The organism is Alcaligenes sp. DN25, assembly GCF_023674485.1.
GTDB classification, from domain to species: domain Bacteria; phylum Pseudomonadota; class Gammaproteobacteria; order Burkholderiales; family Burkholderiaceae_B; genus Alcaligenes; species Alcaligenes phenolicus.
On sequence record NZ_CP098408.1, the window covers coordinates 80,213 to 104,773 of the forward strand.

Sequence of the window (24,561 nt, forward strand, 5' to 3'; positions counted from 1 at the left end):
TTGAAGTAGTAGCAGGCAGTGTGCAGGTCAGGTATTTTTTTTGATTTAAATAGTTGACTTGTATAATATTTATTAATAAATATACTATGCTCAGAAGCATGTATTCAGACCATACGGACATATCATGAATATCGTATGTATTGGCGGAGGCCCAGCCGGCTTGTATTTCGGTTTGCTGATGAAGTTGCAAAACCCTCAGAACGAGGTTTTTGTCGTCGAGCGCAACCGACCGTACGACACCTTTGGCTGGGGTGTGGTGTTCTCGGACGCGACCATGGAAAACCTGCGTGAAGCTGACCCTGTGTCCGCGCAGACCATCGGTGACGCGTTCAACCACTGGGACGACATTGAGTGCCATTTCAAGGGTAGCGCCGTGCGCTCCAGCGGTCATGGCTTTATCGGGATTGGTCGCAAGAAATTGCTGAACATCCTGCAGGCTCGCTGTGAAGAAGTGGGCGTCAAGCTGGTGTTCGAGACCGTGGTCACGGACGAAGCTGAACTGGCCCGCAAGTACAACGCCGATATCCTGATTGCTTCTGACGGCATCAACAGCGCCATTCGTACCCGCTACGAAGACGTGTACCAGCCCGATATCGACACCCGTAACTGCCGCTTTGTGTGGCTGGGTACGGAAAAAGTGTTCGACGCCTTCAACTTCATTTTTGTTGAAACCGAACACGGCTGGTTCCAGGCTCACGCCTACCGCTTCCAGGATGGCCTGTCCACGTTCATCGTGGAAACGCCTGAAGAGACCTGGCAGAAAGCCGGTATTGGCGAAATGTCGCAGGAAGAGGCCATTGCCTACTGCGAGAAGCTGTTTGCCGACCATCTGGATGGCAACAAGCTGATCAGTAACGCGACTCACCTGCGCGGTTCGGCCATCTGGATCCGCTTCCCACGCGTTATCTGCAACAAGTGGGTGCACTGGCAAGATTACGGCACCGGCAAGAAGGTTCCTGTGGTGCTGATGGGCGATGCCGCTCACACCGCTCACTTCTCCATCGGTTCCGGCACCAAGCTGGCTCTGGAAGATGCCATTACGCTGGCTCAGCACATGGACCACGAGTCCATGGAAGAGGCCCTGAAAGATTACGAAGCCGCTCGTAGCGTGGACGTATTGCGCATTCAGAACGCCGCCCGCAACTCGACCGAATGGTTCGAGAACGTGGCCCGTTACGCCAATATGAAGCCCGAGCAGTTCACCTACTCCATGCTGACCCGTTCGCAGCGCATCTCGCACGAGAACATGCGTATGCGTGACGCGGCCTGGCTGGAAAAATACGAGCGCTGGATGGCGACCGAAGCTGGCATGAAGCTGGCCGACGGTGAAAAGGCTCCCTCGCCCATGTTCACGCCCTTCAAGCTGCGCGACATGCAGTTGAAGAACCGTGTCGTGCTCTCGCCCACGCTGATGTACAGCGCCAAGGACGGCATGCCCGGTGCCACACACCAGGTGCATTACGGCAGCCGCGCCATGGGTGGCGCTGGCCTGATCATGGCTGAAATGACGGCCGTGACGCCTGAAGGTCGTGTCACTCCCGGTTGTACCGGTCTGTGGAACGATGAGCAGGCCAATGCCTGGAAACCTGTGGTGGCTTTCGCCCACGAACAGGGTGCCAAGATCGGTGTGCAACTGGGCCACGCTGGCCGTCGCGGTTCGACGCAGCTGGGTTGGGAAAAAGCCAATCAGCCGCTGGCTGAAGGCAACTGGCCTTTGGTGTCGGCCTCCGCCCTGCCTTACCAGGCTGGCGTCACTGCCGTGCCTGCCGAGATCACCCGTGCCCAGATGGACGAAATTCGTGACGCCTTTGTGGCCGCCGCCAAGCGCGCTGACCAGGCTGGCTTTGACTGCATCGAATTGCAAGCCGCCCACGGTTACCTCTTGTCCAGCTTCATCTCGCCGCTGACTAATCAGCGTAGTGACGAATTTGGTGGTAGTCTGGAAAATCGCATGGCTTACCCGCTGGAAGTGTTTGCCGCTATCCGTGCCGTCTGGCCAGAGAACAAGCCCATCCTGGTGCGTATCTCGGCAACAGACTGGGCCGAAGGTGGCAACACGGCGGACGACGGGGTGGAAATCGCCCGCCTGTTCAAGCAAGCCGGTGCCGATCTTATCGACGTGTCCTCGGGTGAAGTGGTGCTGGAGCAGCAGCCAATTTACGGCCGCATGTACCAGACGCCATTCTCCGACCGTATCCGTAACGAAGCCGGTATCGCCACCATGGCGGTGGGTTCGATCATGGAAGCGGATCACGCCAACAGCATTATTGCTGCAGGCCGTGCTGACCTGTGCGCCCTGTCGCGAGGCTTTCTGGCCGATGCGAACTGGCCACAACGTCAGGCTGCGGAGCTGGGTTACACCGACCTGGCCTGGCCCGTTCAGTACGAATGGGGCAAGGACTGGTTGCAGCGCCAAATCAAACGTGCGCCAGTGGCCCAGGACGGCCCTGCCAAGTCATAAAACACGAAAGGAGACAGCATCATGTCGGAAGAACGTTTTGACACCCACCGCGAAAGCGTGCTCGGTCGTGCAGATGTTGAGGACACGCCCGAACTGGTGAAGTACTACCAGGATTTGACTCAGTTTGAGGCCGGTGCCCTGTGGACCGTGGCCAACAAGATCGAGCCCTGGGAACCCAAGTCCGAATCCGTGCCTGTGGTCTGGCGCTACCGCGACCTGCGCGATTACGTGTTGCGTTCGGTGGATCTGGTCAGCCCTGAAAAGGCCGGTCGTCGTGTGATTTACCTGAACAACCCCGGTCGCCAGGAAGTCTCGGCGGCGGTGGGCTGGCTGTACTCCGGTTTGCAGGTCATGAAACCGGGTGAAGCGGCTTCCGCACATGCGCACTCCTCCTCGGCCCTGCGTTTCATCATGGAAGGCCGCGGTGCCTACACCATCGTGGACGGCCACAAGATGACCTTGGGCGCCAACGACTTCGTGCTGACGCCTAACGGTTGCTGGCACGAGCACGGTGTGGAAGCTGACGGCCTGCCTTGCATCTGGCAAGACGGTCTGGACATTCCGCTGGTCAACGCCCTGGAAGCCGGTTTCTACGCGGTTCACCCGGATCTGACCCAGGCCATTACGCACCCCGTCAACGACGCGGTGGGTATCTGGGGTGGTCGTGGTCTGAAGCCCACCTTGCACGACTGGCAAAAACCGTACTCGCCCCTGCTCAAGTACGAGTGGGAGCCCACCTACGAAGCCTTGTCGGCCTACGCCAAGGTAACGGACGGCAGCCCCTTTGATGGCGTCATCATGGACTACATCAACCCGCTGACCGGCGGCCCTGTCATGGCCACCATTGGTGCCAGCATGCAGATGCTGCGCCCCGGTGAACACACCAAGGCCCACCGTCACACCGGCAGCATTATTTACCAATGCGCCAAGGGTGAAGGTTATTCGATCATCAATGGCAAACGCTTTGACTGGCGCGAACGCGACATTTTCTGCGTACCATCCTGGATGTTCCATGAGCACGTGAACGGCTCCTCGTCTGATGACGCTTGCCTGTTCTCGTTCCATGACCTGCCCGTGATGCGTGCCCTGAATCTGTACCGCGAAGAAGCGCTGGCAGAGAACGGCGGCCATCAGGTCCTGCTGTAAGACTACTTGTTTAACTTATTTGGACGGCCTGCCAAGGCGGGCCGACCCGATTTATTCAAGCCATCTGCACAAGATGGCCCAATCTGGAGATAGAAATGCGTCTTGTAACGTACCGTAGTGAAGTTGCTGCCGCTGGCCGCTTGGGTGCCATTGTGGGTGATCTGGTGGTTGACCTGGGTTACCTGGGCGACGCCACAGGCCACATGCTGCCTGACAATATGCTCGATTTCATCGACCTGGGCCCAGCCGCTGTGACTTCCACGGCTCGCTTGCTGGAAACCTACGCCGACGATATGCCTTTCGGTGTGGCGCTGCCCCTGGCCAACGTCAAGCTGTTGGCTCCTATCCCACGCCCACGCAAGAACATCTTTGGTATCGGCCTGAACTACGTGGAACACGTAGCCGAATCCAGCCGTACTCTGGACACCTCCAAAGAGCTGCCCAAGCAGCCCGTGATTTTCTCCAAGCCACCAACCACTGTGGTTGGCCCTGGCGATGCCATCGAGCACAACAAGAACATCACTCAGCAAATGGACTGGGAAGTGGAACTGGCCGTGATCATGGGCACCCGTGCTCAGCGCGTGGCCAAAGAAGACGCCCTGAAGTACGTGTTCGGTTACTCCGTCATGATCGACGTGAGCGCCCGCGACTGCCGTCGTGCCGGTCAGTGGATCTACTCCAAAGGCCAGGACACCTACGCTCCTTTCGGCCCCGTGATCGTGACCGCTGACGAGCTGACCGACCCGCACAACCTGAACCTGAGCCTGACTCTGAACGGTGTGACCAAGCAAAGCTCCAACACCAAGCACATGCTGTTCAACGTGAACGACCTGATCGCTGACATCAGTGCCGGTATCACGCTGGAACCCGGTGACATCATTGCTACCGGTACCCCGGAAGGCGTGGGCGCTGGCCGTGATCCTCAAGAGTGGATGTGGCCTGGTGACGTAGTGCACGCTGTGGTTGAAGGCATTGGCGAACTGCGCCACCCCATCGTGGACGTCACCCCCCAAAACTAAGTAAAGGAGAGCATGATGCTGGAATTGCGTCAGTTCAAGGCCGCCGCCGTTCAGGCAGCGCCCGTGTTCCTGGATACGAATGCGACTATTGAAAAAGTATGTCGCCTGATCAACGAAGCGGCCGATAACGGTGCCGAGCTGATCGCCTTCCCCGAGGTGTTCGTCTCCGGTTACCCCTACTGGAGCTGGGTGATGAACCCGATCGACGGTAGCCCGTGGTTCGAGCGCCTGTGCAAATCGGCCATCGAAGTGCCCGGTCCCGAGATCCAGAAGGTTGCGCAGGTTTGTCGCCAGCGCAAGGTCAACGTGGTGTTGGGTGTGAACGAGCGCAGTCCCGTTGGCATCGGCACCATTTACAACACGCTGGTCACCATCGGCGCTGACGGTCGCATTCTGGGCCGTCACCGCAAACTGGTTCCCACCTGGGCTGAAAAGCTGACCTGGGCCAACGGCGATGCGTCCTCGATGCGCGTGCATGACACCACTATTGGCCCTCTGGGTGCCTTGGCTTGCGGTGAAAACACCAACACGCTGGCTCGTTTCAGCCTGTTGTCGCAAGGTGAACTGGTACACGTTGCCAGCTACATCGCCTTGCCCGTGGCACCGAAAGACTACGACATGGCGGAAGCGATTCGCCTGCGTGCTGCTGCTCACTGCTTTGAAGGTAAGGTGTTTACGGTTGTGGCTTGCTCGACGGTTTCCGAGGAAATCATCGAAGCCATGTCGGCCAGCCACCCTGAAGCACGTGATCTGCTGGCTCGTCCCAACAGCGCGTTCTCGGGCATTATTGGCCCCGATGGCCGCGTTCAGGGCGAAGCACTGATCGACAAAGAAGGCATTGCCTACGCCGACATCGATCTGTCGCGCTGCATCCAGCCGCGTCAAATGCACGACATCACTGGTCACTACAACCGTTTTGACGTGTTTGACCTGCGTGTGAACCGCAAGGCTTTGACTCCTGCCCGCTTTTACGAAGGCGACGCAGCGTCCCAGCCAGACCTGAATCCTGCCGAGTTCTCCGTTCTGGACGACAAGGAAGCGTAAGAAGGTTCAAGACGGTCCCTTTCCCTGTGTGGATCGGGACCGTTTTTTGACAGGTCTCTTTGCTCAAGCGACCTGCTCAAAAAAAACCGCCGTGGCTTTGCCGCAGCGGTCCAAGATGCAAGCTGCCTTTGTAAGGAAGGCGGTGCCGGGCCTGAAGGAGCGGGCTGTTTTAACGGCTGGTCCCTATCCTGCGCCATGCAGGGCAGGCAACGATAACGACGACATAAGACCCAAGTAGGAGATGAAATGAGCGACAAGAACCCATTGGCAGCCTTTATCCAGGCGATCGACAGCAAGCAGGTCCGTTTTGTGGATCTGACCCAGACTCTGTCTCCCAGCTTCCCCGCCTTGCAACTGCCCCCCCAATTTGGCCAGACTGCCGGTTTCTCGATTGAGCGCATCAGCCAATACGACGAAAACGGCCCAGGCTGGTACTGGAACAACTTCACCTGTGGCGAACACACTGGTACCCACTTTGACGCTCCTGCGCACTGGATTTCCGGCAAGGACCATCCAGACAACACGGTCGACACTATTCCAGTCGACAACTTCCTGCGCCCTGCCGTGGTGGTTGATGCTTCTGCTGAAGTGGCCCAGAACGAAGACTTCATTTTGACCTCCGAGTTCCTGTTGAACTGGGAAGCCAAGCATGGCCGTATCCCTGAAGGCGCCTGGGTGCTGTTTCGCACCGACTGGTCCAAACGCGTGAACGACGCCGAAGCCTTCCTGAACATGCGTGAAGACGGTGCTCACACGCCTGGCCCAGCTCAGGAAGCGGTAGAGTGGATGATTCACGAGCGCAAGGTTCACGGTTTTGGCGTTGAAACCATCAACACCGACGCTGGCCAATCCTACTCCTGGCCTATTGGCTACCCTTGCCACACCCTGATGCACGGTGCCAACCGTTACGGTCTGCAGTGCCTGTGCAACCTGGATCAGCTGCCCCCTCAAGGTGCACTGATCATGTCGGCCCCGTTGAAGATTGAAGGCGGTTCCGGCAGCCCATTGCGCGTGGTCGCACTGGTTGCTCAGTAAGTAGAAAACGGTGGGGAAGTGGCAGAACTGTGTACCATGCGGTTCTGCTGTTTTCTCACCTAGTGGTTTTCCATTATATTCGGCAGTATATATTTATCCGTAAACTATTCATCAATAAAATAAATTCACAAAAGAATGAATAGAGATCCAGCCATACAGCCAGTCTTGGTGTCAGGCAGCCGGTTTTAGCGGAGACAGTAGACGAGCCTTACGCAGCCTTTTTCAGGTTACGCGATACCGTCCCATTGCCCCCTGCGGCGCTACATCATGCCACGGCTTGGCCTTTTTGGCTGGGTAATTGATGTAGTCATGCTCAATGGTAGGCACATGATGGATACTTTTGAACTCGTTATCCGGGACATCCAGAACGCATCCCCGCTGATTCGCAGTTTTACGCTGGAGCCTGCCCAGGCCGGTTCCCTGCCCGCGTTTGCGCCGGGTTCGCACCTGCAGGTACAGATTCCTGATCTGAACGATCACCGCTGCTATTCCCTGATTTCGCTGGACGCCGACACGGCACAGGGCCCGACCTGTTACCGTCTGGGCGTGCGCCTGGAAGACAACAGCTCGGGTGGTTCGCGCTTCATGCACAGCCTGAAAGTAGGCGATACGCTGCGCGTGGCTGGTCCCAAGAATGATTTCCCCTTGCATGCTGCCGCTGAAGGCGAAACCGAAACCGTGCTGATTGCCGGTGGTATCGGTATCACCCCCATTGCCAGCATGGCCGCTGCCTTGCATCACCAGGGCCGCCCTTATCAGCTGCACTATGCTGGTCGCAGTGTGGAACAGTTGGCCTTTCTGGATGAGCTGAGCGCCCTGTCCGGCCCGGCTCTGCGTCACTACGCGGACGACAGCGAAGGCCGTTTCTGCCTGAATACCCTGCTCGACGGTCTGTCTAAAGACCAGCACATTTACGTCTGCGGCCCCAAAGGCATGATTGATGCCGTGATCGAAGCCTGCAAGCAACGTGGCTGGCCTGGCGACCATGTGCACTTCGAGCTGTTTGTGACGGCTGCTCCCCAGGAAGGCGACCAGCCTTTTGAAGTGGAACTGCGCCAAAGCGGCGTGACCCTGCAAATTCCCGCTGACAAGACCATTGTGGACGTGATGGAAGAGCAGGGCCTGGACCCCATGATCGACTGCAAGCGCGGCGAGTGCGGCGTCTGTACCTGTGATGTGATCGAAGGCGAGGTTGACCACCGCGACTACTTCCTGAGCGACTCGGAAAAAGCCAGCAACAAGGTCATCCAGATCTGTATTTCCCGCGCCAAGACCCCGCGTCTGGTGCTGGATCTATAAGCCCAAGGGCGACGGAGAACATGATGGAAAAGTATCGTGATAATCCCCAGGCCATCCGCGAATTGGTACGCGAGGCCGAGGTCCACAAGGATTTGTACATCAACCAGGAGCTGTTTGAACTGGAGATGGAGCAGTTGTTCGTCAATACCTGGGTCTACGTTGGCCATGCCAGCCAGGTGCCCAATAAAGGCGACTTCTACACCACGACGGTCGGCACTGAATCGGTCATCATGGTGCGCCATACCGATGACAGCATCCGTGTGCTCTACAACCGATGCCCGCACAAAGGTGTGCAAGTGGCGGGCGAGACCTGTGGCAACACGGGCAAGTTCTTCCGTTGCCCCTACCACGCCTGGACGTTCAAGACGGACGGCTCCCTGTTGTCCATCCCTTTGAAGAAGGGCTACGAGAACACCGGCTTTGAATGCACCGAAGGCAGCAAGGGCATGGCCGCAGTACAGAACGTCAAGGTGTACCGCGATTTCGTGTTCTGTCGACTGGCCGATGAAGGCATTGGCTTTGAGGAATTCTTTGGCGAGTCCCTGAGCACCATCGACAATATGGTGGATCGCTCCCCCGAAGGCCGTCTGGAAGTGGCCGGTGGCGTGATGCGTTACATGCACCAGTGCAACTGGAAAATGCTGGTTGATAACCAGACCGATACCTGTCACCCCATGGTGGCGCACGAGTCCTCGGCGGGTACTGCTGTGAAAGCCTGGGAAGCGGCCCCTCCGGGTACGCCCAAGCCCATGGCTGTTGAATTGTTTGCCCCCTTCATGTCGCCTTACGAGTTCTACGAAGGCATGGGCATTCGCGTGTGGGAAAACGGTCACGGCCATACCGGCGTGAGCAATTCCATTCACGCTGATTACTCCGAAATTCCGGGTTACTGGGACCAGATGGTCGAAGCCTACGGTGAGGAGCGCGCCAAAGCCATTTTGGGCGATACGCGTCACAACACTTGCTACTTCCCCAACATCATGGTCAAGGGCCCGATCCAGACCTTGCGTTTGTTCAAGCCGCTGGCCGCTGACAAAACCCTGGTGGAATCCTGGACCTTCCGCCTGGTGGGTGCACCTGACACCTTCCTGGAACGCACCCTGATGTACAACCGCCTGATCAACGCACCGACCTCCATGGTCGGTCACGATGACCTGGAAATGTACGAGCGTGCCCAGCACGGTTTGCAGTCGCGTGGTCGCGACTGGATGAACCTGGCCCGTCTGGTGGAAAAAGACGAAGACCAGCAAAAGAACGTGGTGATCAACGGCACCAGCGAAATGCAGATGCGCGCCCAGTTCCGCGCCTGGTTGAAGTTCATGCTGCCCGAGCAGCAGGCCAAGAAAGAAGAGGAATAACCATGAGCGAAATCAGCCGTCAGGCCCTTATCGATTTTGTGTATGCGGAAGCCCGCCTGCTGGATGAGCAGCGCTACGAGCAATGGCTCGACCTGTTCACCGAGGATGGCTACTACTGGATGCCGCTGGTGCACGATCAGCAGGACGCCCGTTTACACGCGTCCCTGATGCACGAGGACAAGCTCTTGCTGCGTATCCGTGTGGAACGTCTGGCAGGCCGCCGTACCTTTTCCCAGCAGCCCAAGAGCCGCAGCCATCACCTGCTCCAGCAACCCACTGTGGAAAGCATGGACGAGGAAAAAGGCGAATACACCGTGCGTTGCGCCTTCCATTACACGGAAACGCGTGGCGACAACCAAGATATCTATGTGGGTTGGAATACCTACACCCTGGTGCGCCAGGACGACGCCTTGAAGATCCGTCTGAAACGGGTGGATCTGCTCAATTGCGACGCGCCTTTCGGCAATATCCAGTTGTTTATGTGACAGGACAGGAGAATTTTTGATGGCCAACACCACGGTCTACCAGGCTTTTCGAGACACCGCCCAGAAATGGGGCGACAAGCCCTTTGTATGTACCCTGCCTGAGACCGCCGAGATCTACGGTATTGAAGCGGGCGAGCTGACTTACGGTCAGGCTCTGGAGCGTATTGACGCCTTGCGCGCCGGCTACGCCGCTGCTGGCTACGGCCACGGCCACCGCGTCGGCATCCTGCTGGAGAACCGCCCCGTGTTCTTCCTGCACTGGTTCGCATTGAACAGCCTGGGCGTGTCGATTGTGCCAATCAATCCTGATTTGCGCGCTGCCGAGCTGGAATACCTGATCGGCCATTCGGAAATGATCATGGCCATTGCCCTGCCCAGCCGTCACCAGGATCTGGTGGAAGCAGCTCAGCGTGCAGGCCAGCCCTTTGCCATCATGGCCGACGGCGATGTGCCACCCATGGTAAGCCGCGCCGCCGCCCGTTCCTGTGACATTCCTGACGAACACAGTGAATGTGCTCTGTTGTACACCTCCGGCACCACAGGCCGCCCCAAGGGCTGCATGCTGTCCAACCAGTACTTCCATTACGCCGGTGAGTGGTACCGCGACATTGGTGGTCTGGCTTCGCTGGAGCATGGCAAAGAGCGCATGCTGACTCCGCTGCCCCTGTTCCACATGAATGCCATGGCCTGCTCGACCATGGCCATGGTCAAGACCGGCGGTTGCCTGATCTCCCTGGACCGTTTTCACCCACGCAGCTGGTGGGATTCGGTGCGCGAATCCGGCGCAACCGTGGTGCATTACCTGGGTGTGATGCCTGCCATCCTGATGAAGGCCGAGGCCAGCGAAAAAGACCGTCAACACAGCGTGCGCTTTGGTTTTGGCGCCGGCGTGGACCGTGGTCTGCATCCTATCTTTGAAGAACGCTTTGGTTTCCCGCTGCTGGAAGCCTGGGCCATGACGGAAACCGGCGCGGGTGCCAGCATCATCGCCAATCACGAGCCGCGCTTTATCGGCACCTCCTGCTTTGGCAAGGAAATGCCCGTGGTGGAAGTGCTGTTGCGCAAGGACGATGGCGAACCCGCTCAAGCCGGTGAAAACGGCGAATTGCTGGTGCGCTCGGCCGGTGACAACCCACGCTACGGCTTTTTCTCCGGCTACTGGAAAGACCCGGCTGCAACCGACGAAGCCTGGGAAGGCGGCTGGTTCCACACGGGCGACATTGTGTGCCGTGACGAACAAGGCTATCTGCACTTTGTGGACCGCAAAAAGAACGTGATCCGTCGTAGTGGCGAGAACATCGCTGCCGTGGAAGTGGAAAACATCATGCAGCAGCACCCGCTGGTGCGCTCCATTGCCGTGGCCGCCGTGCCCGACGCCATCCGTGGCGATGAAGTGATGGCGCTGGTGGTGCCGCACAATCCTATCGAAACCCAGGAACAGCGTGAACAGGCTGCCCAGGAAATGGTGCAGTGGGGTCTGACCCAGCTGGCCTATTTCAAGGTGCCCGGCTACGTTCTGTTTGTGGATGCTTTGCCGCTGACTTCGACCAACAAGATCCAGCGCGGTGAACTGAAAACGGTTGCTCTGGCTGCGTTGGAGAACCCGGCCTGCGTGAACACGAATCACCTGAAAAAACGTCAGGAGGCCTGAGCCCATGGCCTTGCCGCAAGCAGCCCGCCAGGGCTATGACGATGTGGTGCTGGTCGCCCCGGTGACCATCCCCTACGAGCGCCATTCCGAGCAGACCGCGCATTGGTGGCTGGGTGCGGCATTGGGCCAGTTGCTGGCCCAATCCGGCCTGAAAAAAGCCGATGTCGATGGCGTGTGCGTATCCAGTTTCACGCTGGGTTCGGACACTGCCGTAGGCGTGATGCAGCATTTTCAGATGAGCCCACGCTGGCTGGACCATATCCCCATGGGTGGGGCCAGCGGTGTGGTGGCCATGCGTCGTGCGGCCCGCGCCGTGCAGTGTGGCGATGCGTCCATCGTGGCGTGTATTGCGGGTGATACCAACCACCGTGAATCCTTCAAGAACACGGTGTCGGGCTTTTCCCGTTTCTCCCAGGATGCCGTCTACCCATATGGTGCCGGTGGCCCCAACGCCAGCTTTGCGCTGCTGACGGACTACTACATGCGTCACTACGGTGCCACGCGTGAAGATTTCGGCAAGCTGTGCGTCGCCCAGCGCGATAATGCGCTGCGCAACCCGCATGCCCTGATGAAAAAACCGCTGACGCTGGAACAGTACATGGAGGCGCGCGTCATTGCCGATCCCATCCACTTGTTTGACTGCGTGATGCCGTGTGCCGGAGCCGAAGGCTATCTGGTCATGCGCCGTGAACAGGCCGAAGCACTGGGCCTGCCTTATGTCCGTATCCGTTCTACCATCGAGCGTCACAACGCTTTCCCTGAAGACCCTGTGCAGCATCGCGGTGGCTGGGCCATGGACAAGGATGCGTTCTACGAACATGCGGGCCTCACCCCGGCAGACGTGGATTTCATGGAAACTTACGATGACTACCCCGTCATCAACGTCCTGCAGTTTGAAGACCTGGGATTCTGCGCCAAGGGCGAAGGCCCGGAGTTCATCCGCAAGAACACGTTTACGGTGGACGGCAGCTTTCCCTTCAATACCAGTGGCGGACAGCTATCGGTAGGCCAGGCCGGTGCAGCAGGCGGCTACCTGGGTCTGGTTCAGGCCTTGCGCCAATTGACGGATACCGCAGGCGACACGCAAGTGGCCAATGCCCGCATCGGCCTGGTGTCCGGCTTTGGCATGATCAATTACGACCGTGGTATTTGTACTGCTGCGGCCTTGCTGGAACGGGGGCAGTCATGAGCGACACCCAAATCTTGCCACCGGGTGCACGCAGCGCCACGGCAGCCGGACTGACCGAAGCCGCCCAACGCGGCGAATTCGCCCTGCAAGTGTGCCCGTCCTGCGGCACGGTGCAGTATCCCGCCCGCGATGTGTGCGGCCATTGCCTGCACACGACGCTGAACTGGCAGGCCGTTGCCGACACGGGTGTTCTGCAGGCCACGACCACCTTGCATCACAGCAACGAACCCTACTTTCAGGCACGACTGCCCTGGCGTATCGGCACAGTTGCCCTGGATTGCGGCCCTTTTGCCATCGCCCACTTGCCCGAAGGCGGGCAGGCGGACGAGAAAGTGCGCCTGAGTCTGGAGCTGGATGCTGGCGGCGTAGCCGTGCTGGTGGCGCGCCCTGCGCCCTGAATTTGCCTGGAGACAATCAAGATGACACAAGCTCAATACACCGCCATTGTGACGGGTGGCAGCACCGGTATTGGTGAAGACATTTGCCGCAAGATGCTGGATCAGGGTTACACCGTGATCAGCATGGCGCGCAATGTCCTGCCCTGGACGCACGAGCGTCTGCACTGCGTGCAGGTGGATTTGCTGGATGCAGCAGCAACCGAAAAAGCCGCCAAGGATATTGCCGAGCGCTTTGAAGTGACCCACTTCATCCACAACGCAGGCGTGATCTGGCCGGCCTTGCTGGACGAGGTCAAGCTGGAAGACTTGCAGGGTCTGACCCAGATTCACCTGGGCGCGGCCTTGCAGATTACTCAGGCAGTGGTTCCTGGCATGCGCGAGCGCCACTTTGGCCGCATTGTGCTGATGTCTTCGCGGGGTGCGCTGGGTCTGCAAACCCGTACCGCCTACGCGGCGACCAAGGCTGGCATGTTGGGCATGGCCCGTACCTGGGCGCTGGAACTGGCGGACCAAGGCATTACCGTCAACGTGATTGCCCCCGGCCCCATCACTACCAATATGTTCTACGACGTGGTCGAAGCCGGTAGCGAGCGCGAAGCCAAGCTGGCTGCCGCGATCCCTGTGAAGCGTCTGGGCCGTGCGGACGACATTAGCCGCGCCACCCTGTTCTTCTCGGACCCTGAAAACAGCTTTATCACGGGTCAGACCCTGTATGTCTGCGGTGGTGCCAGTGTGGGTACGCTGACGATTTAATGTCGATGGGAGCATTGTAGCCTCGCTCCGATTTGGTGTTTTTAGTATTCATTGTGAGCTAGCTGCCTTTTAGGCAGCTAGCTTTTTTTTGTAAGTTGTATTTGGATTTCAATGGAATATTGCTTGATATTATCCGTTCAAAGGTTCTCATTTTTAGTAATAATTCTTAGATAAGAAAATCAATTTATCTAATTTTTTCATATTTGATTTTCCCTTTATTTCTTGAAATAATTTGTCCTAGGTCAAAAAATATATTTTACGGATATGTTTCAGAGTGAGGGAGTAATGAGTGTTGATTTAAATTTTAGGCTGCAAAAACATAGATTCAGCCCAGATATACTCTTAGATATCAAAAAATTGTATAAATTAGATAATTATCACTCTATTTTTGCTCTGTTTTCTAACTATTTTTTTGTGGTGCTATCTTTTTTTTAGCCGAAAAATGGTTTTTTTTAGCTCCTTTGTCTATTTTAGTTATAGGGGCTAGGCAGAGGGCTTTAGCAACGCTGCTTCATGAATCTAGTCATCTTGTTCTTGCTAAAAATAGAATATTAAATAGAGCTATAGGTAGTTTTTTTCTGGTTGTTTGGTTTTTCAAACATGGGATTCTTATAAAAAATCACATGTCCTGGATCATCATATTTTTCTTGGTAATAAGCATAGGGATCCTGATTATTCTTATTATATTTCTTCTGGTGTTTACAACAAGCAGACTAGATTAGGTTTTTACTTAAATTTTTTTATAAAACCTATTTTTCAAATTAATTTTTTTGAAAATTTACGATATTTAATTGGGCATAGATTATTAAAGAATTTAAGTGGTTTTGATCTATTCTCTATGCTTCTTTCTTTGTTCGTTTTTGGGGCCATTGGTGCATATTTTGTAGGCTGGTATTTTTTCTTATTATATTGGCTTCTCCCCTATTTAACTGTTTTTCAAACTATTAGTTGGTTTATTGAAACTGCTGAGCATTATCCTCTTGTAGGTAAGGCTGAAGTTGATTTGTATGCTTCTAGAAACAGGTTTGGTAATGTAGTAGAGAATTTTTTTACTGGCATTCATAATGAGCGATTTCATCTCGTACACCATCTTTTTCCAGCTATTCCTTTTTGGAATATGAGGAAAGCGCATTCTATTTTACTCAGAGATGGTAGCTATTTTTCTGTTAACTCTAGATTTGGTGGAATTTTTTCTTCTACTACTCACTCTCCACCCTTATGGTTAAGTAATTCATTTCAGGTTAATAAAAAGGATTAGTTTTGTTTTCCTTGAGATCAGGTATATTTTTTGCATTTCTAGCTGCATTTCTTAATTCTACCATTGCTATTTTTAGCAAATTCTTATTGCTTGAGATGGATGGTGCGTTGATTGCATTTTATCGAGCATTGCTAGGGGTGGTGGTTTTATGGGTTTTTTTTCCAAGGCGTTCTAATTTTCCTTCCGATTGGCGCGTAGTTCTGATTTGCGCATTTTTTGGTATTTTTTGTTTGTTTTTTTTTGAAACAAACGCTTATCAACATGACTCTGCTGCTAATGTGGTTTTTTCTATGATGGCTTGTGCGGCATTGAGTGCGTTTGCTCTGGAGTCCTGGTTTGCTCGTCGCTTGCCTTCGAGGGGGCAGTTGCTTGGCATCGTTTTATGTTTGCTCGGGCTTACCTTTTTGTTTGATTTGGCTAATCCCCAAGGTCTTCAAGGGATTGGTATGGCTGCGCTGGCTGGTTTGGGCTACGGCTTGTTTACGGTATTGGCGAAGCGTTGGGGTTTAGGTAGTGGTATTTTTGTTACGCGATCACTGTTAATGGCCGGATCTATATTTTTATTTTTTCCTGCTGCTCAAGTAGGCTTTGTACTACCTAGCCAAGAGGCTTGGGTGTTGATCGCCTTATTGGCAGTTGTGCCGTCTATGCTGGGCTTTTATTGCACAATACGAGCTGTTTCATTGACGTCCGCCTCTAAGGTCCAGGTATGTGAATTATCCGAACCTGTTTTTGTGATGATTGCTTCATTACTGATCTTTCACGAGCAGCCCACGGTAATGAGCTTGTTAGGGGCCGCGGTCATTTTGATCGGTATTTATCAGTTCGCGCGCTCGTAGAGCGGGCGGGGATAGCGACTGCCTTAACAGGCGGAATCTATCAACTCCGTCCTTCAATGTCTGGATCTATGCCTGATATTGTGGGGGGGCTGTTCCATTAAATGGCCTTTTTATCCCCCCAGGCGTACTTCGAGCAGACTGGTTGGAGAGGGGGCTGCATGAAGCCAAACGGACCTTCCGGTGGCCACTTTTTTCCCCTCCGTAAAGCCAATGTTTGCCTGCCCTCCGTAGAGTAGAGTCAGTCGTCACGGCTGCTGCGGCAGAGTTCCGCTGCTCCTGCACAGGACAAGTGCACTTGTTGCTGGCCATATTTCTTGCCATGTGAGATAGAAACCACGAATCCATGATTTTGGATGTAATTAAGGGTTTCTTTCTATTTACCTGGATTTGTTCATCTATAAACTATTTAGAACAGAAATATAACAATGCGCGTCGATTTTTCGAGGTGCATGATGACCCAAAAAACGGGCCTTCGCCGGCCAAAAAGAGTGGAGCTGTAATGAACGACGATCTGCCAGGAATGGAGCTGGTGCGTTCACGTGGAGTAGTACGAGTTGTAGAGACAATTCTGGATGCTGCCTGTGTGGTCATCTTGATCCTGATGACAGGGATCACTACCGTGGACGTGATAGGCCGGTACGTATTTCACGCCCCTTTGCTGGGCGCTTATGAAGCCAGCGAACTCTTGCTGGGTGTGCTGATTTTTGCGGCCTTGCCGCGTGTTACCTGGCACCAGCAACACTTGACCGTCAGTCTGATTGACGCCTGGCTAGGTCCAGTGGCGCGTCGTATCCAGCAATTCGTGATCAATGTGGTCTCTACCGTCATGTTGGCCGTGTTGACTGTCTACCTGTGGAGTCACGCCAACGAGCTGGCCGACTACGGCGATATGAGCAACGCCTTGCAAGTGCCCATTGCCCCGTTTGCCTACATCATCGCCACCATGACCGGCATTGCCACTGTGGCTTCCCTGTTCAAGATTTTTAGCTCTCCAAGCCGATAAAGACGGAGTTTTTTCATGTTGATTTCTATTATCGGACTGGCTGTCCTGCTGGGTAGCTTATTTCTGGGTTTGCCCATTGCCTGGGGCATGTTGCTGGTTGGTACGTTGGGTTTTGCCTTCTTTACCGGCATGGAAGCGGCCTTGACCATGGCGGCGCAGACCAGCTACGACACGGCCATGAGCTACAGCTTTACCGTGCTGCCGCTGTTCATCTTGATGGGTAATCTGGTCAATGCCTCGGGTTTGTCCAAGGACCTGTACAAAGCTGCCCACGCCTTTATTGGTCACCTGCGTGGTGGTCTGGCGATGGCCACGATTGTTGCCTGTGGTGCCTTTAGTGCACTCTGTGGCTCCAGTATGGCCACCACAGCGGCCATGGGTCGTGTGGCCATGCCCAATATGCGCAAGTACAACTATGACGATCGTCTGGCTACCGGCAGTATTGCGGCAGGCGGCACCCTGGGCATTCTGATTCCGCCCAGCGTGATGATGGTGGTCTACGGGATCTTGACCGAAACCGATATTGGCAAGCTGTTTGCCGCCGGCTTCCTGCCCGGCATGATTGCCATGCTGATGTACCTGATCACGGTGATGATCATTACCGCGATCAACCCGAATCTGGGCCGTCCTGGCGAAAAAGCTAGCTGGCGCGAGCGCTTTGAGGCGACCAAAGGCGTGATGGCCATTACCGTGCTGTTCATCGTCATCATGGGCGGTATTTACGGGGGTGTCTTCACCCCGACAGAAGCGGCGGGTATTGGCGCTGCAGCGACCTTCTTGCTGACCCTGAAGCGTCGTGGCTGGCAGCCTCGCATGTACCTGACGGTGCTGATTGAAGCCGCTCAAACCACGGCCATCATGTTTGCGCTGGTGATTGGTGCGCTGGTCTTTACCAACTTCCTGACCGTGGCTGGTTTGCCTAATCAGTTGCTGGGTTTCATCCAGGGCATTGATGTGTCGCCCATTGTGGTGATTCTGATCATCTGCGCGATTTACCTGGTTCTGGGTTGTTTCCTGGAAACCATGTCCATGGTCATGCTGACGGTGCCTATCTTCTACCCGATTGTGGCCTCTCTGGGCTTTGATCTGGTGTGGTTCGGCATCATCGTGGTGGTGGCTGCTGAAATCAGTCTGATTACCCCTCCGTTGGGTCTGAACATTTTCATGATCAAGAACGTGATGCCCGATGTTCCTTTGGGCACCATTATTCGGGGTGTGACTCCCTTTGTAATGATGGATATCGTGCGTTTGCTCTTGCTGGTGTTTGTCCCCTGGATTGTTCTGGTTGTCCCGAACAGTATGTAAACCCGGCCCGGATGCAGTTGTGATCCGGGCAGCAGTAAAGCCGCTGGGTGTGCAGGTCCAGGACCTGTTTACTGTCCCATCAAGTGGCCTGGACGCCGGGCTGTAGTGGCCCGGCAGCAAAATAATTTACGAGGAGTCGAGATGCGTGTTTTCAAAAAATTGGCCTTGAGCCTGGGCCTGGCTGCAGCAGCCCTGGCACCGACCATGCCTTCGGTTGCGGCTGAAGTTACCACCCTGCGTTTTTCCCAGTGGATGCCTCCAGGCCACTTTATTGTGACCAATATGTTTGAGCCCTGGGCTCAGGAAGTGGAAAAAGCTACCGAAGGCCGCGTGAAGGTGGAGTTCATCAACGCGCTGGGCAAGCCGCAAGCTCACCTGGATCTGGTGCGTAACGGTATTGCTGATATGGGCATGTCGGTACACAGCTACACGGCTAACCGCTTCCCGCTGATCGAGTTTGCCGAACTGCCCTTCACCACTGATGACGGCGGCGTGAACTCGGTGGCTTACTGGCGCACTTACGAAAAATTCATGATGGGTGCCAACGAGCACAAGGGCGTGAAACTGCTGGGTATGTGGACCAGCCCTGCCACCGTGATCTTCACCAGTCAGGACAATGTGCAAAGCATTGACGATCTGAAAGGCAAGAAGCTGCGCTCGCCTAGCCCTTTGTTTGATGCGATTGGCAAGGCCCTGGGCATTGTGACCGTGAACGCGCCTGCTTCGGACAGCTACGAAATGCTGTCGCGTGGTGTGATCGACGGTATGTACTTCCAGTACGACCAATTGGATAACTGGAAACTGGACAAGCTGGTCAAGACTGCCGTGTCGGTGCCCGGTGGCTTTGGCAAATCCAGCCAGTACATGTTCATGAACGAGCGCAAGTGGAAGAGTCTGTCGGAAGCCGACCGTGCTGCTATCGAGAAAATCAGCGGCGAATGGATTGCCAACGACTTCGGTTCCAAATGGCAGGCTGCCGAACAGCAAGCCATTGAGAAGCACACCGCAGCTGGCCTGAAAACACTGCGCATCCAGGGCGAAGCTGCAGATCAGATGAAAGAGCGTCTGGCCTTTGTTGAAGAGGACTGGATCAAGGCTGCCGACAAGAAGGGCATTGACGGTAAAGCCGCTCTGGCCTACTTCCGCGAGCAGATCAAAGAGCTGAGCGCTGCCAAGTAATCCGCAGTACTACTACAGTTTTGGCCCCGTTTTTCTTTGGGAGAGCGGGGTTTTTTTATGTTTTTGGGAGGGGCTGTTGTAAGGGCAAAGGATAGGCAATCGGGCCCATGCTTTAGCCCTGATCGACGTTTCTCCCTGTAAAACGCCGCTTCAGGCCCTGAGGGGTCTGGCAGGGCTGACCACTTGCCGGTGCTGCGCACCGGTGCCCTGGTCAAGAAAGAGCTACGGGCGCATCCTGAACTCGCCGGGTACTTGGTCCCCCGGACCAAGTACAAGCGTCCGGCTCAAACAGCAGGATGCTTGCATCCCTACGCTCTCCCTTGCCTGCGGCAAGTAGTCTGACTCGCCCTGCCAGTCCCCCCAGGGCCTGAATCGGCTTGCAGCGGAGGAAATGCACAAGTCCTCAAGCTTTAAGGCGTGGGCGGTGGTGCCCCCGTCTCCAGGTCATAGTGCTGATTGACGGCATATTCATTGATCACCGCCTTGCTGCGGAAGTATCGGGCCATGGCCTTGGGGTCGAGGTGCATATCGAAGCGATCCCGCGAACGCAACGTGGGCAGGAAAAAATACTTAGGTAGTTTTACGTGATGACGCTGATGTTTGGGGGCATCGGCCAAGATAGCGCGTCGTACCTGATCCTGCTCCCAGGTGCCGTGATAGCTGCGCAACATTAATCCGCTGGATACCAGCCATAGCGTGCCGCAGGCCCCCAAGGTTACTAACAGGTTGCGCTGCATGGGTATAACGCGTTGCCCTTGCGCCAATAAATCATGTCCGTAAATAGACAAGGCCACCAGCAGATACATCAAGCCGCCATTCAAGGCTCGCTTGGGGATATTAGGTGCCAGAACCAGAATGGCGTTGGCCAGAAGCGATGCGCCAATGAGCAGCCACATTGCCCGGCGTACAGATTCAGAAGACGCAGGCCCTATGGCAAAACGCCAAACCAGCATCACTAGAATCACCCCCCAGTACCGCAATAGGGCGTCCGGGAAACGACGACCAAAATGCTCCCCAATGCGCCATAACAAGGGCTGGTCATACCAATGAGCAAAGACCTCTGCGCGTACTTGATTGCCCGGAGCCAGGACCAGCACGGCGACTCCCAGCCCCATACAGAGCAACCAAACCAGATGCCATGAACCGAGCGAACCTGTGCGCTGAAAGTGCCTTAGGCCCAGATACGCCAGCAAACACCAGCTGATAATGCCGGTGTTTTCATTGGAACAACCGGCTAGCAGGCCCAGAAGGCAGAGCGCCAAGCCTGTGATCATAGAGGGCTTGTCCTTTTGCAAGTAGTAAATAAAGGCCAGCACAAAACCGAAGTTGAACAGATTGGGCCACAGGTAGTTGGCGGCGCCTACCAACCAGAATGTGGTTTGCCCCAGATGGGGGTTGACCAGCCAATACAAGGTGAACACCAGCAGCAGTAAAGACGGGCGCAAAGCTCGTCCGGCCAGTTGGGCCCCCAGTGCTGTCAGTACCGTGACCAGGCCAAACAGGGCCGCTGTATTCAGTGTGGCTTTCAGCCATCCCGGAGCCAGCGTGAGCATGGCGCTGGAGAGCGTATCCGAGACCAGACGACCGCTCCATTGCAGGTAATGTTGCTTGATCGACGTCCATGCAATGCCTTTGTTGGCGTAGTTGAAGTCGTCCGAGATCATGGGGGTGAGCCAATAAATGGCCCACGTAGCCATCACGGCCAGCACCGCAAAAGTAATAAAGGCCCAGGCACCAAAACGGTGGCCGAGCAGGGCCTGGCTGAATCGGGATTCAGCAAAAGAGAGAGTTGGGCTCATCGAGATGAAGCGGCGTGTTTGTGGCCAGGCCAATGACGACGGTATTACACATCGCTCGCCGTCCTGGGTGTTCAGGCCCAGGTGATATTGATTATTCACTTGGCGGGAAGCGAGGAATTATCTCAGATACCCGTTGAAACACAGCGTTTAACCACTTTGCTGATCGTCATCCTTTAAATCTAAACCAAATCGGGGTTTTCCCTGCTTTTGCGGCTTCTTGCGCTTATTGGCTAGGCGCTGCGCAAAGTGGATATACCGACAAAAAGAGCACTTCTACCATTGGCTCCATCGTCATACCTAAAAAACAAAAGGAGAACGGACGTGGGGGACATCAATAAAAAAATAGCAGCAGTGGTTCTGGGTGCAGGGGTATTGGGCGCCGGCCCGGCCTGTGCAATTGAAGGTAATGGTCTGCCTATTTATCCCGATGGTTTGGAAAACTTCATGAGTGGCGCTCTGCCGCCGCCCGGTGTGCACTTGCTGATGTACGGCGGTGCCATGCGTTACGACTCGGTGCGTGACAAGAATGGCGACAAGTTGCCTATTCCTGACTTCAAGGTCGATGTGGCAATGGTTGCGCCGCGTCTGGTCTGGGTGACGGACCAGCAGGTGTTTGGTGGCCAGTTGGCATTTCATGCCCTGGCTCCCCTGCTGACCGTCAAGGCGCAAGCCGCCGGTCAGTCTCAGCGCCGCAGTGGTTTGGGTGATGTGGTGTTTGGTCCGGCCTTGGGCTTTCACCCCAGCGAGAAGATGCACTACATCCTGGGCGTGGATTTTGTCGCCCCGACTGGTCGCTACAAAGTGACCGACAGCGCCAACCTGGGCCGCAACTACTGGGCCATTCAGCCCGCCGCTGCCTTCAGCTACATGCAGCCCAGCGGCATCAACCTGGATTTGAAGATGATGGTGGACTTCAACTTCCGCAACAGCGACACCGAAACCCGTACGGGTAAAGCCATTCACGCCGATTACGCCGTGGGTTGGGGTTTTGGCAATGGGCTGGTGCTGGGTGTGGGTGGTTACGCCTATCAACAGATTGAAAGCGACCGTGGCCCCATGGCCGGTGACAGCAAGGCTCGTGCCTTCGCCATTGGTCCCAGCCTGCGTTACGCCAATGACAAGGGGCTGCTGATTACGGCCAAGTACCAGCAGGATCTGGGCGTGCGTGGCCGTCCCGAAGGAAAACAATTTTTTGTAAAAGTAGCGGTTCCGTTCTAAGGGCCCGCGGCAGGAGAGCGAGATGAAAGGATTGAAAGACAAGGTAGTCATCGTCACCGGCGGCGCAACACGTGTTGGCGCAGGCGTGGTCGAGGTGCTGATGGGCTATGGCGCACGTGTGGCCGTGTTTGATATTGATGCCGCAGGTGGTCAGAAAGCCGTAGGCAACGATGCTGCCAAAGCCAAATTCTGGGAAGTGGACATTACCAGCGATCAAAGCCTGAATGCCTCCATCGAGCAGGTGAAGGCGCATTTTGGCCGTGTGGATGGTCTGGTCAATCTGGCTTGTTCCTATCTGGATGAAGGCATGGCTTCCAGCCGTGAAGATTGGCTCAAGGCCTTGGATATCAACCTGGTCAGCGCGGTGCAGGCTGCCAAGGCTGTGCGTCCCTTGCTGCCGCGTGGCGGCTCCATCGTCAATTTCACATCCATTTCCTCGTCGATCGCTCAAACCGGGCGCTGGTTGTACCCGGTCTCCAAGGCCGCCTTGTTGCAACTGACACGCAGCATGGCGCTGGACTTTGCTCCTGACGGTATCCGTGTGAACTCGGTCTCGCCCGGCTGGATCTGGTCGCGTGTGATGGACGAGCTGACTGGCGGCGATCGCGCCAAAACCGATCGCGTGGCCTCGGCATTTCACATGCTGGGCCGCGTGGGCGATCCCCAGGAAGTGGGCGAAGTCGTGTCCTTCCTGCTCTCGGATTCCGCCAGTTTCGTGACCGGTGCTGATTACGCCGTGGATGGCGGCTACTCGGCCATGGGCCCAGAGCAAGGTGTACCCGCCATTCCCAAATTGGCTGAATAAGAAAAACCAGGACGCCGCCGCAGTGGCGTCTTTAGCTCCCTCAGAAGGAAAAAATCATGCGTAAAGTTGCTATTGTGGGCGCTGGCCAGGCTGGCATGCCCGTTGCATTCGGTCTTTTGGCCAAGGGCTACGACGTAGCCGTTTTTACCAACCGCAGTCCCGACGATGTTCGTGGTGGCCGCGTGATGTCCAGCCAGTGCATGTTTGCCGAGGCGCTGGACGTAGAGCGCCGCCTGGGCCTGAATTTCTGGGACGACGAATGCCCGCCTGTACAAGGCATCGGCTTTGCCCTGCCCAACCCTGAACAGCCTGACACCAAAGCCGTGGACTGGAGCGGCCGTCTGGATCGTGAAGCCCAGGCAACTGACCAGCGCGTAAAAATGCCTTACTGGCTGGAGCTGTTCGAGCAGCGTGGCGGCAAGCTGATCATGGAAGACGTGGGCGTGGCCGAACTGGAGCGCATCACCCAGGAGTACGACCTGACCATGCTGGCTGCCGGCAAGGGCGAAGTGGTCAAGCTGTTCGAGCGTGACGATCAGCGTTCCATGTACGACAAGCCTCAGCGCGCCCTGGCCCTGACCTATGTACATGGTCTGGAGCCTACGCCTGAATACTCGCGCGTGTCCTTTAACTTCATCCCCGGTGTGGGCGAATACTTTGTGTTCCCCTCGCTGACCCTGTCCGGTCCCTGCGACATCATGGTGTTCGAAGGCGTGCCCGGTGGCCCACTGGATCGTTTCCGCGATGCCAAGACGCCCGAAGCTCATTTGGAGCAAAGCGTTTCTTTCCTGCGCGAATTCCTGCCTTGGGAAGGCGATCGTGCCCGTAATGTGGAACTGACCGACGCCCAAGGTTACCTGTCCGGTGCTTTCCCTCCCACAGTTCGTAAACCTGTGCTGACGCTGCCTTCGGGCCGCATGGTGCTGGGTCTGGGTGATGCCGTGGTCGTGAACGACCCCATTACCGGCCAAGGTTCCAACAACGCCGCCAAAGCCGCCCAAGTGTATCTGGACAGCATTTTGCAACGTGGTGAAGGCGCGTTTGACCGTAACTGGATGCAGGAAACGTTCGAGCGTTACTGGGATTACGCCAATCTGGTGGTGCGCTGGACCAACTCCATGTTGAAGCCACCAACCGACTCTTCTTTTGCCTTGTTGACCTCGGCTCAGCAATCGCCCGCCCTGGCTCATTTCCTGGCCAACAGCTTTAACCACCCGCCGGTTCTGTTCCCGGCCTGGGAAGATCTGAGTGCCGCTCAGGCATTGATCGAGAAGACTCGCAGCCAATCTGTGGCTGCCTGATAGATAGTATTCAAGG

General features: G+C 55.8%; 21 protein-coding genes. 20 read left to right on the top strand and 1 reads right to left on the bottom strand.

The window, feature by feature from the left end:
- Nucleotides 1–124 precede the first annotated feature (124 nt).
- From NBV64_RS00340 to NBV64_RS00420, 17 genes are all read left to right on the top strand, one after another.
- Entirely contained in the window at nt 125–2,461 is a 2,337-nt protein-coding gene (locus NBV64_RS00340; protein WP_250756398.1) for a bifunctional salicylyl-CoA 5-hydroxylase/oxidoreductase, read from the top strand.
- 21 nt (nt 2,462–2,482) lie between these two features.
- Nucleotides 2,483–3,607: a cupin domain-containing protein gene (locus NBV64_RS00345; protein WP_009463821.1), complete on the top strand. Its 1,125-nt coding sequence runs from the start codon at nt 2,483–2,485 to the stop codon at nt 3,605–3,607.
- A gap of 95 nt (nt 3,608–3,702) precedes the next feature.
- A complete protein-coding gene (locus tag NBV64_RS00350; protein WP_009463820.1) occupies nt 3,703–4,626 on the top strand; it encodes a fumarylacetoacetate hydrolase family protein in 924 nt (307 codons plus the stop codon).
- 15 nt (nt 4,627–4,641) lie between these two features.
- Nucleotides 4,642–5,670, top strand: coding sequence for a carbon-nitrogen hydrolase family protein (locus tag NBV64_RS00355; protein ID WP_009463819.1), 1,029 nt, complete (start codon nt 4,642–4,644; stop codon nt 5,668–5,670).
- 246 nt (nt 5,671–5,916) lie between these two features.
- Nucleotides 5,917–6,705 carry a cyclase family protein gene (locus NBV64_RS00360; protein WP_009463818.1) on the top strand — a complete coding sequence of 263 codons (789 nt, stop codon included), beginning with the start codon at nt 5,917–5,919 and terminating at the stop codon, nt 6,703–6,705.
- Between the two features lie 330 nt (nt 6,706–7,035).
- Entirely contained in the window at nt 7,036–8,004 is a 969-nt protein-coding gene (locus NBV64_RS00365; protein WP_009463817.1) for a PDR/VanB family oxidoreductase, read from the top strand.
- Between the two features lie 23 nt (nt 8,005–8,027).
- Nucleotides 8,028–9,362, top strand: a complete 1,335-nt coding sequence (locus NBV64_RS00370) for an aromatic ring-hydroxylating dioxygenase subunit alpha (RefSeq protein WP_009463816.1) — start codon at nt 8,028–8,030, stop codon at nt 9,360–9,362.
- Nucleotides 9,363–9,364: 2 nt separating this feature from the next.
- Entirely contained in the window at nt 9,365–9,847 is a 483-nt protein-coding gene (locus tag NBV64_RS00375; RefSeq protein WP_009463815.1) for an aromatic-ring-hydroxylating dioxygenase subunit beta, read from the top strand.
- Between the two features lie 19 nt (nt 9,848–9,866).
- Nucleotides 9,867–11,498, top strand: a complete 1,632-nt coding sequence (locus NBV64_RS00380; RefSeq protein WP_026483929.1) for an AMP-binding protein — start codon at nt 9,867–9,869, stop codon at nt 11,496–11,498.
- Between the two features lie 4 nt (nt 11,499–11,502).
- A complete protein-coding gene (locus NBV64_RS00385) occupies nt 11,503–12,687 on the top strand; it encodes a thiolase family protein (RefSeq protein ID WP_083055163.1) in 1,185 nt (394 codons plus the stop codon).
- A complete protein-coding gene (locus tag NBV64_RS00390; RefSeq protein ID WP_026483927.1) occupies nt 12,684–13,085 on the top strand; it encodes a Zn-ribbon domain-containing OB-fold protein in 402 nt (133 codons plus the stop codon). Before NBV64_RS00385 ends, NBV64_RS00390 begins: the two co-directional genes overlap by 4 nt.
- 21 nt (nt 13,086–13,106) lie before the next feature.
- A complete protein-coding gene (locus NBV64_RS00395) occupies nt 13,107–13,838 on the top strand; it encodes an SDR family NAD(P)-dependent oxidoreductase (RefSeq protein ID WP_026483926.1) in 732 nt (243 codons plus the stop codon).
- A gap of 586 nt (nt 13,839–14,424) precedes the next feature.
- A complete protein-coding gene (locus tag NBV64_RS00400; protein ID WP_200914606.1) occupies nt 14,425–15,096 on the top strand; it encodes a fatty acid desaturase in 672 nt (223 codons plus the stop codon).
- A 2-nt stretch (nt 15,097–15,098) separates the two neighbouring features.
- Entirely contained in the window at nt 15,099–15,935 is an 837-nt protein-coding gene (locus tag NBV64_RS00405; protein ID WP_022983398.1) for a DMT family transporter, read from the top strand.
- A gap of 499 nt (nt 15,936–16,434) precedes the next feature.
- Entirely contained in the window at nt 16,435–16,938 is a 504-nt protein-coding gene (locus NBV64_RS00410; protein WP_009464436.1) for a TRAP transporter small permease, read from the top strand.
- 15 nt (nt 16,939–16,953) lie between these two features.
- Nucleotides 16,954–18,243 (top strand): TRAP transporter large permease, encoded by a 1,290-nt coding sequence (locus NBV64_RS00415; protein ID WP_021447142.1) that lies wholly within the window; start codon nt 16,954–16,956, stop codon nt 18,241–18,243.
- A gap of 141 nt (nt 18,244–18,384) precedes the next feature.
- Nucleotides 18,385–19,422, top strand: a complete 1,038-nt coding sequence (locus tag NBV64_RS00420) for a TRAP transporter substrate-binding protein (RefSeq protein WP_250756400.1) — start codon at nt 18,385–18,387, stop codon at nt 19,420–19,422.
- 410 nt (nt 19,423–19,832) lie between these two features.
- Here the strand turns inward: NBV64_RS00420 and NBV64_RS00425 are convergent, their stop codons facing one another.
- Entirely contained in the window at nt 19,833–21,221 is a 1,389-nt protein-coding gene (locus NBV64_RS00425) for a DUF6056 family protein (protein WP_250756401.1), read from the bottom strand.
- Between the two features lie 330 nt (nt 21,222–21,551).
- On the opposite strand from NBV64_RS00425, the gene NBV64_RS00430 reads away from it, so the two are divergent.
- Genes NBV64_RS00430 through NBV64_RS00440 form a run of 3 tightly spaced genes read left to right on the top strand, consistent with a single transcriptional unit; the run spans nt 21,552 to nt 24,545 of the window.
- On the top strand, nt 21,552–22,439 hold the full coding sequence (locus NBV64_RS00430) for a SphA family protein (protein ID WP_035269964.1): 888 nt from the start codon (nt 21,552–21,554) through the stop codon (nt 22,437–22,439).
- A gap of 22 nt (nt 22,440–22,461) precedes the next feature.
- Nucleotides 22,462–23,244 (top strand): SDR family oxidoreductase, encoded by a 783-nt coding sequence (locus NBV64_RS00435; RefSeq protein ID WP_009461225.1) that lies wholly within the window; start codon nt 22,462–22,464, stop codon nt 23,242–23,244.
- Between the two features lie 56 nt (nt 23,245–23,300).
- On the top strand, nt 23,301–24,545 hold the full coding sequence (locus NBV64_RS00440; protein ID WP_009461224.1) for a styrene monooxygenase/indole monooxygenase family protein: 1,245 nt from the start codon (nt 23,301–23,303) through the stop codon (nt 24,543–24,545).
- Nucleotides 24,546–24,561: the final 16 nt, after the last annotated feature.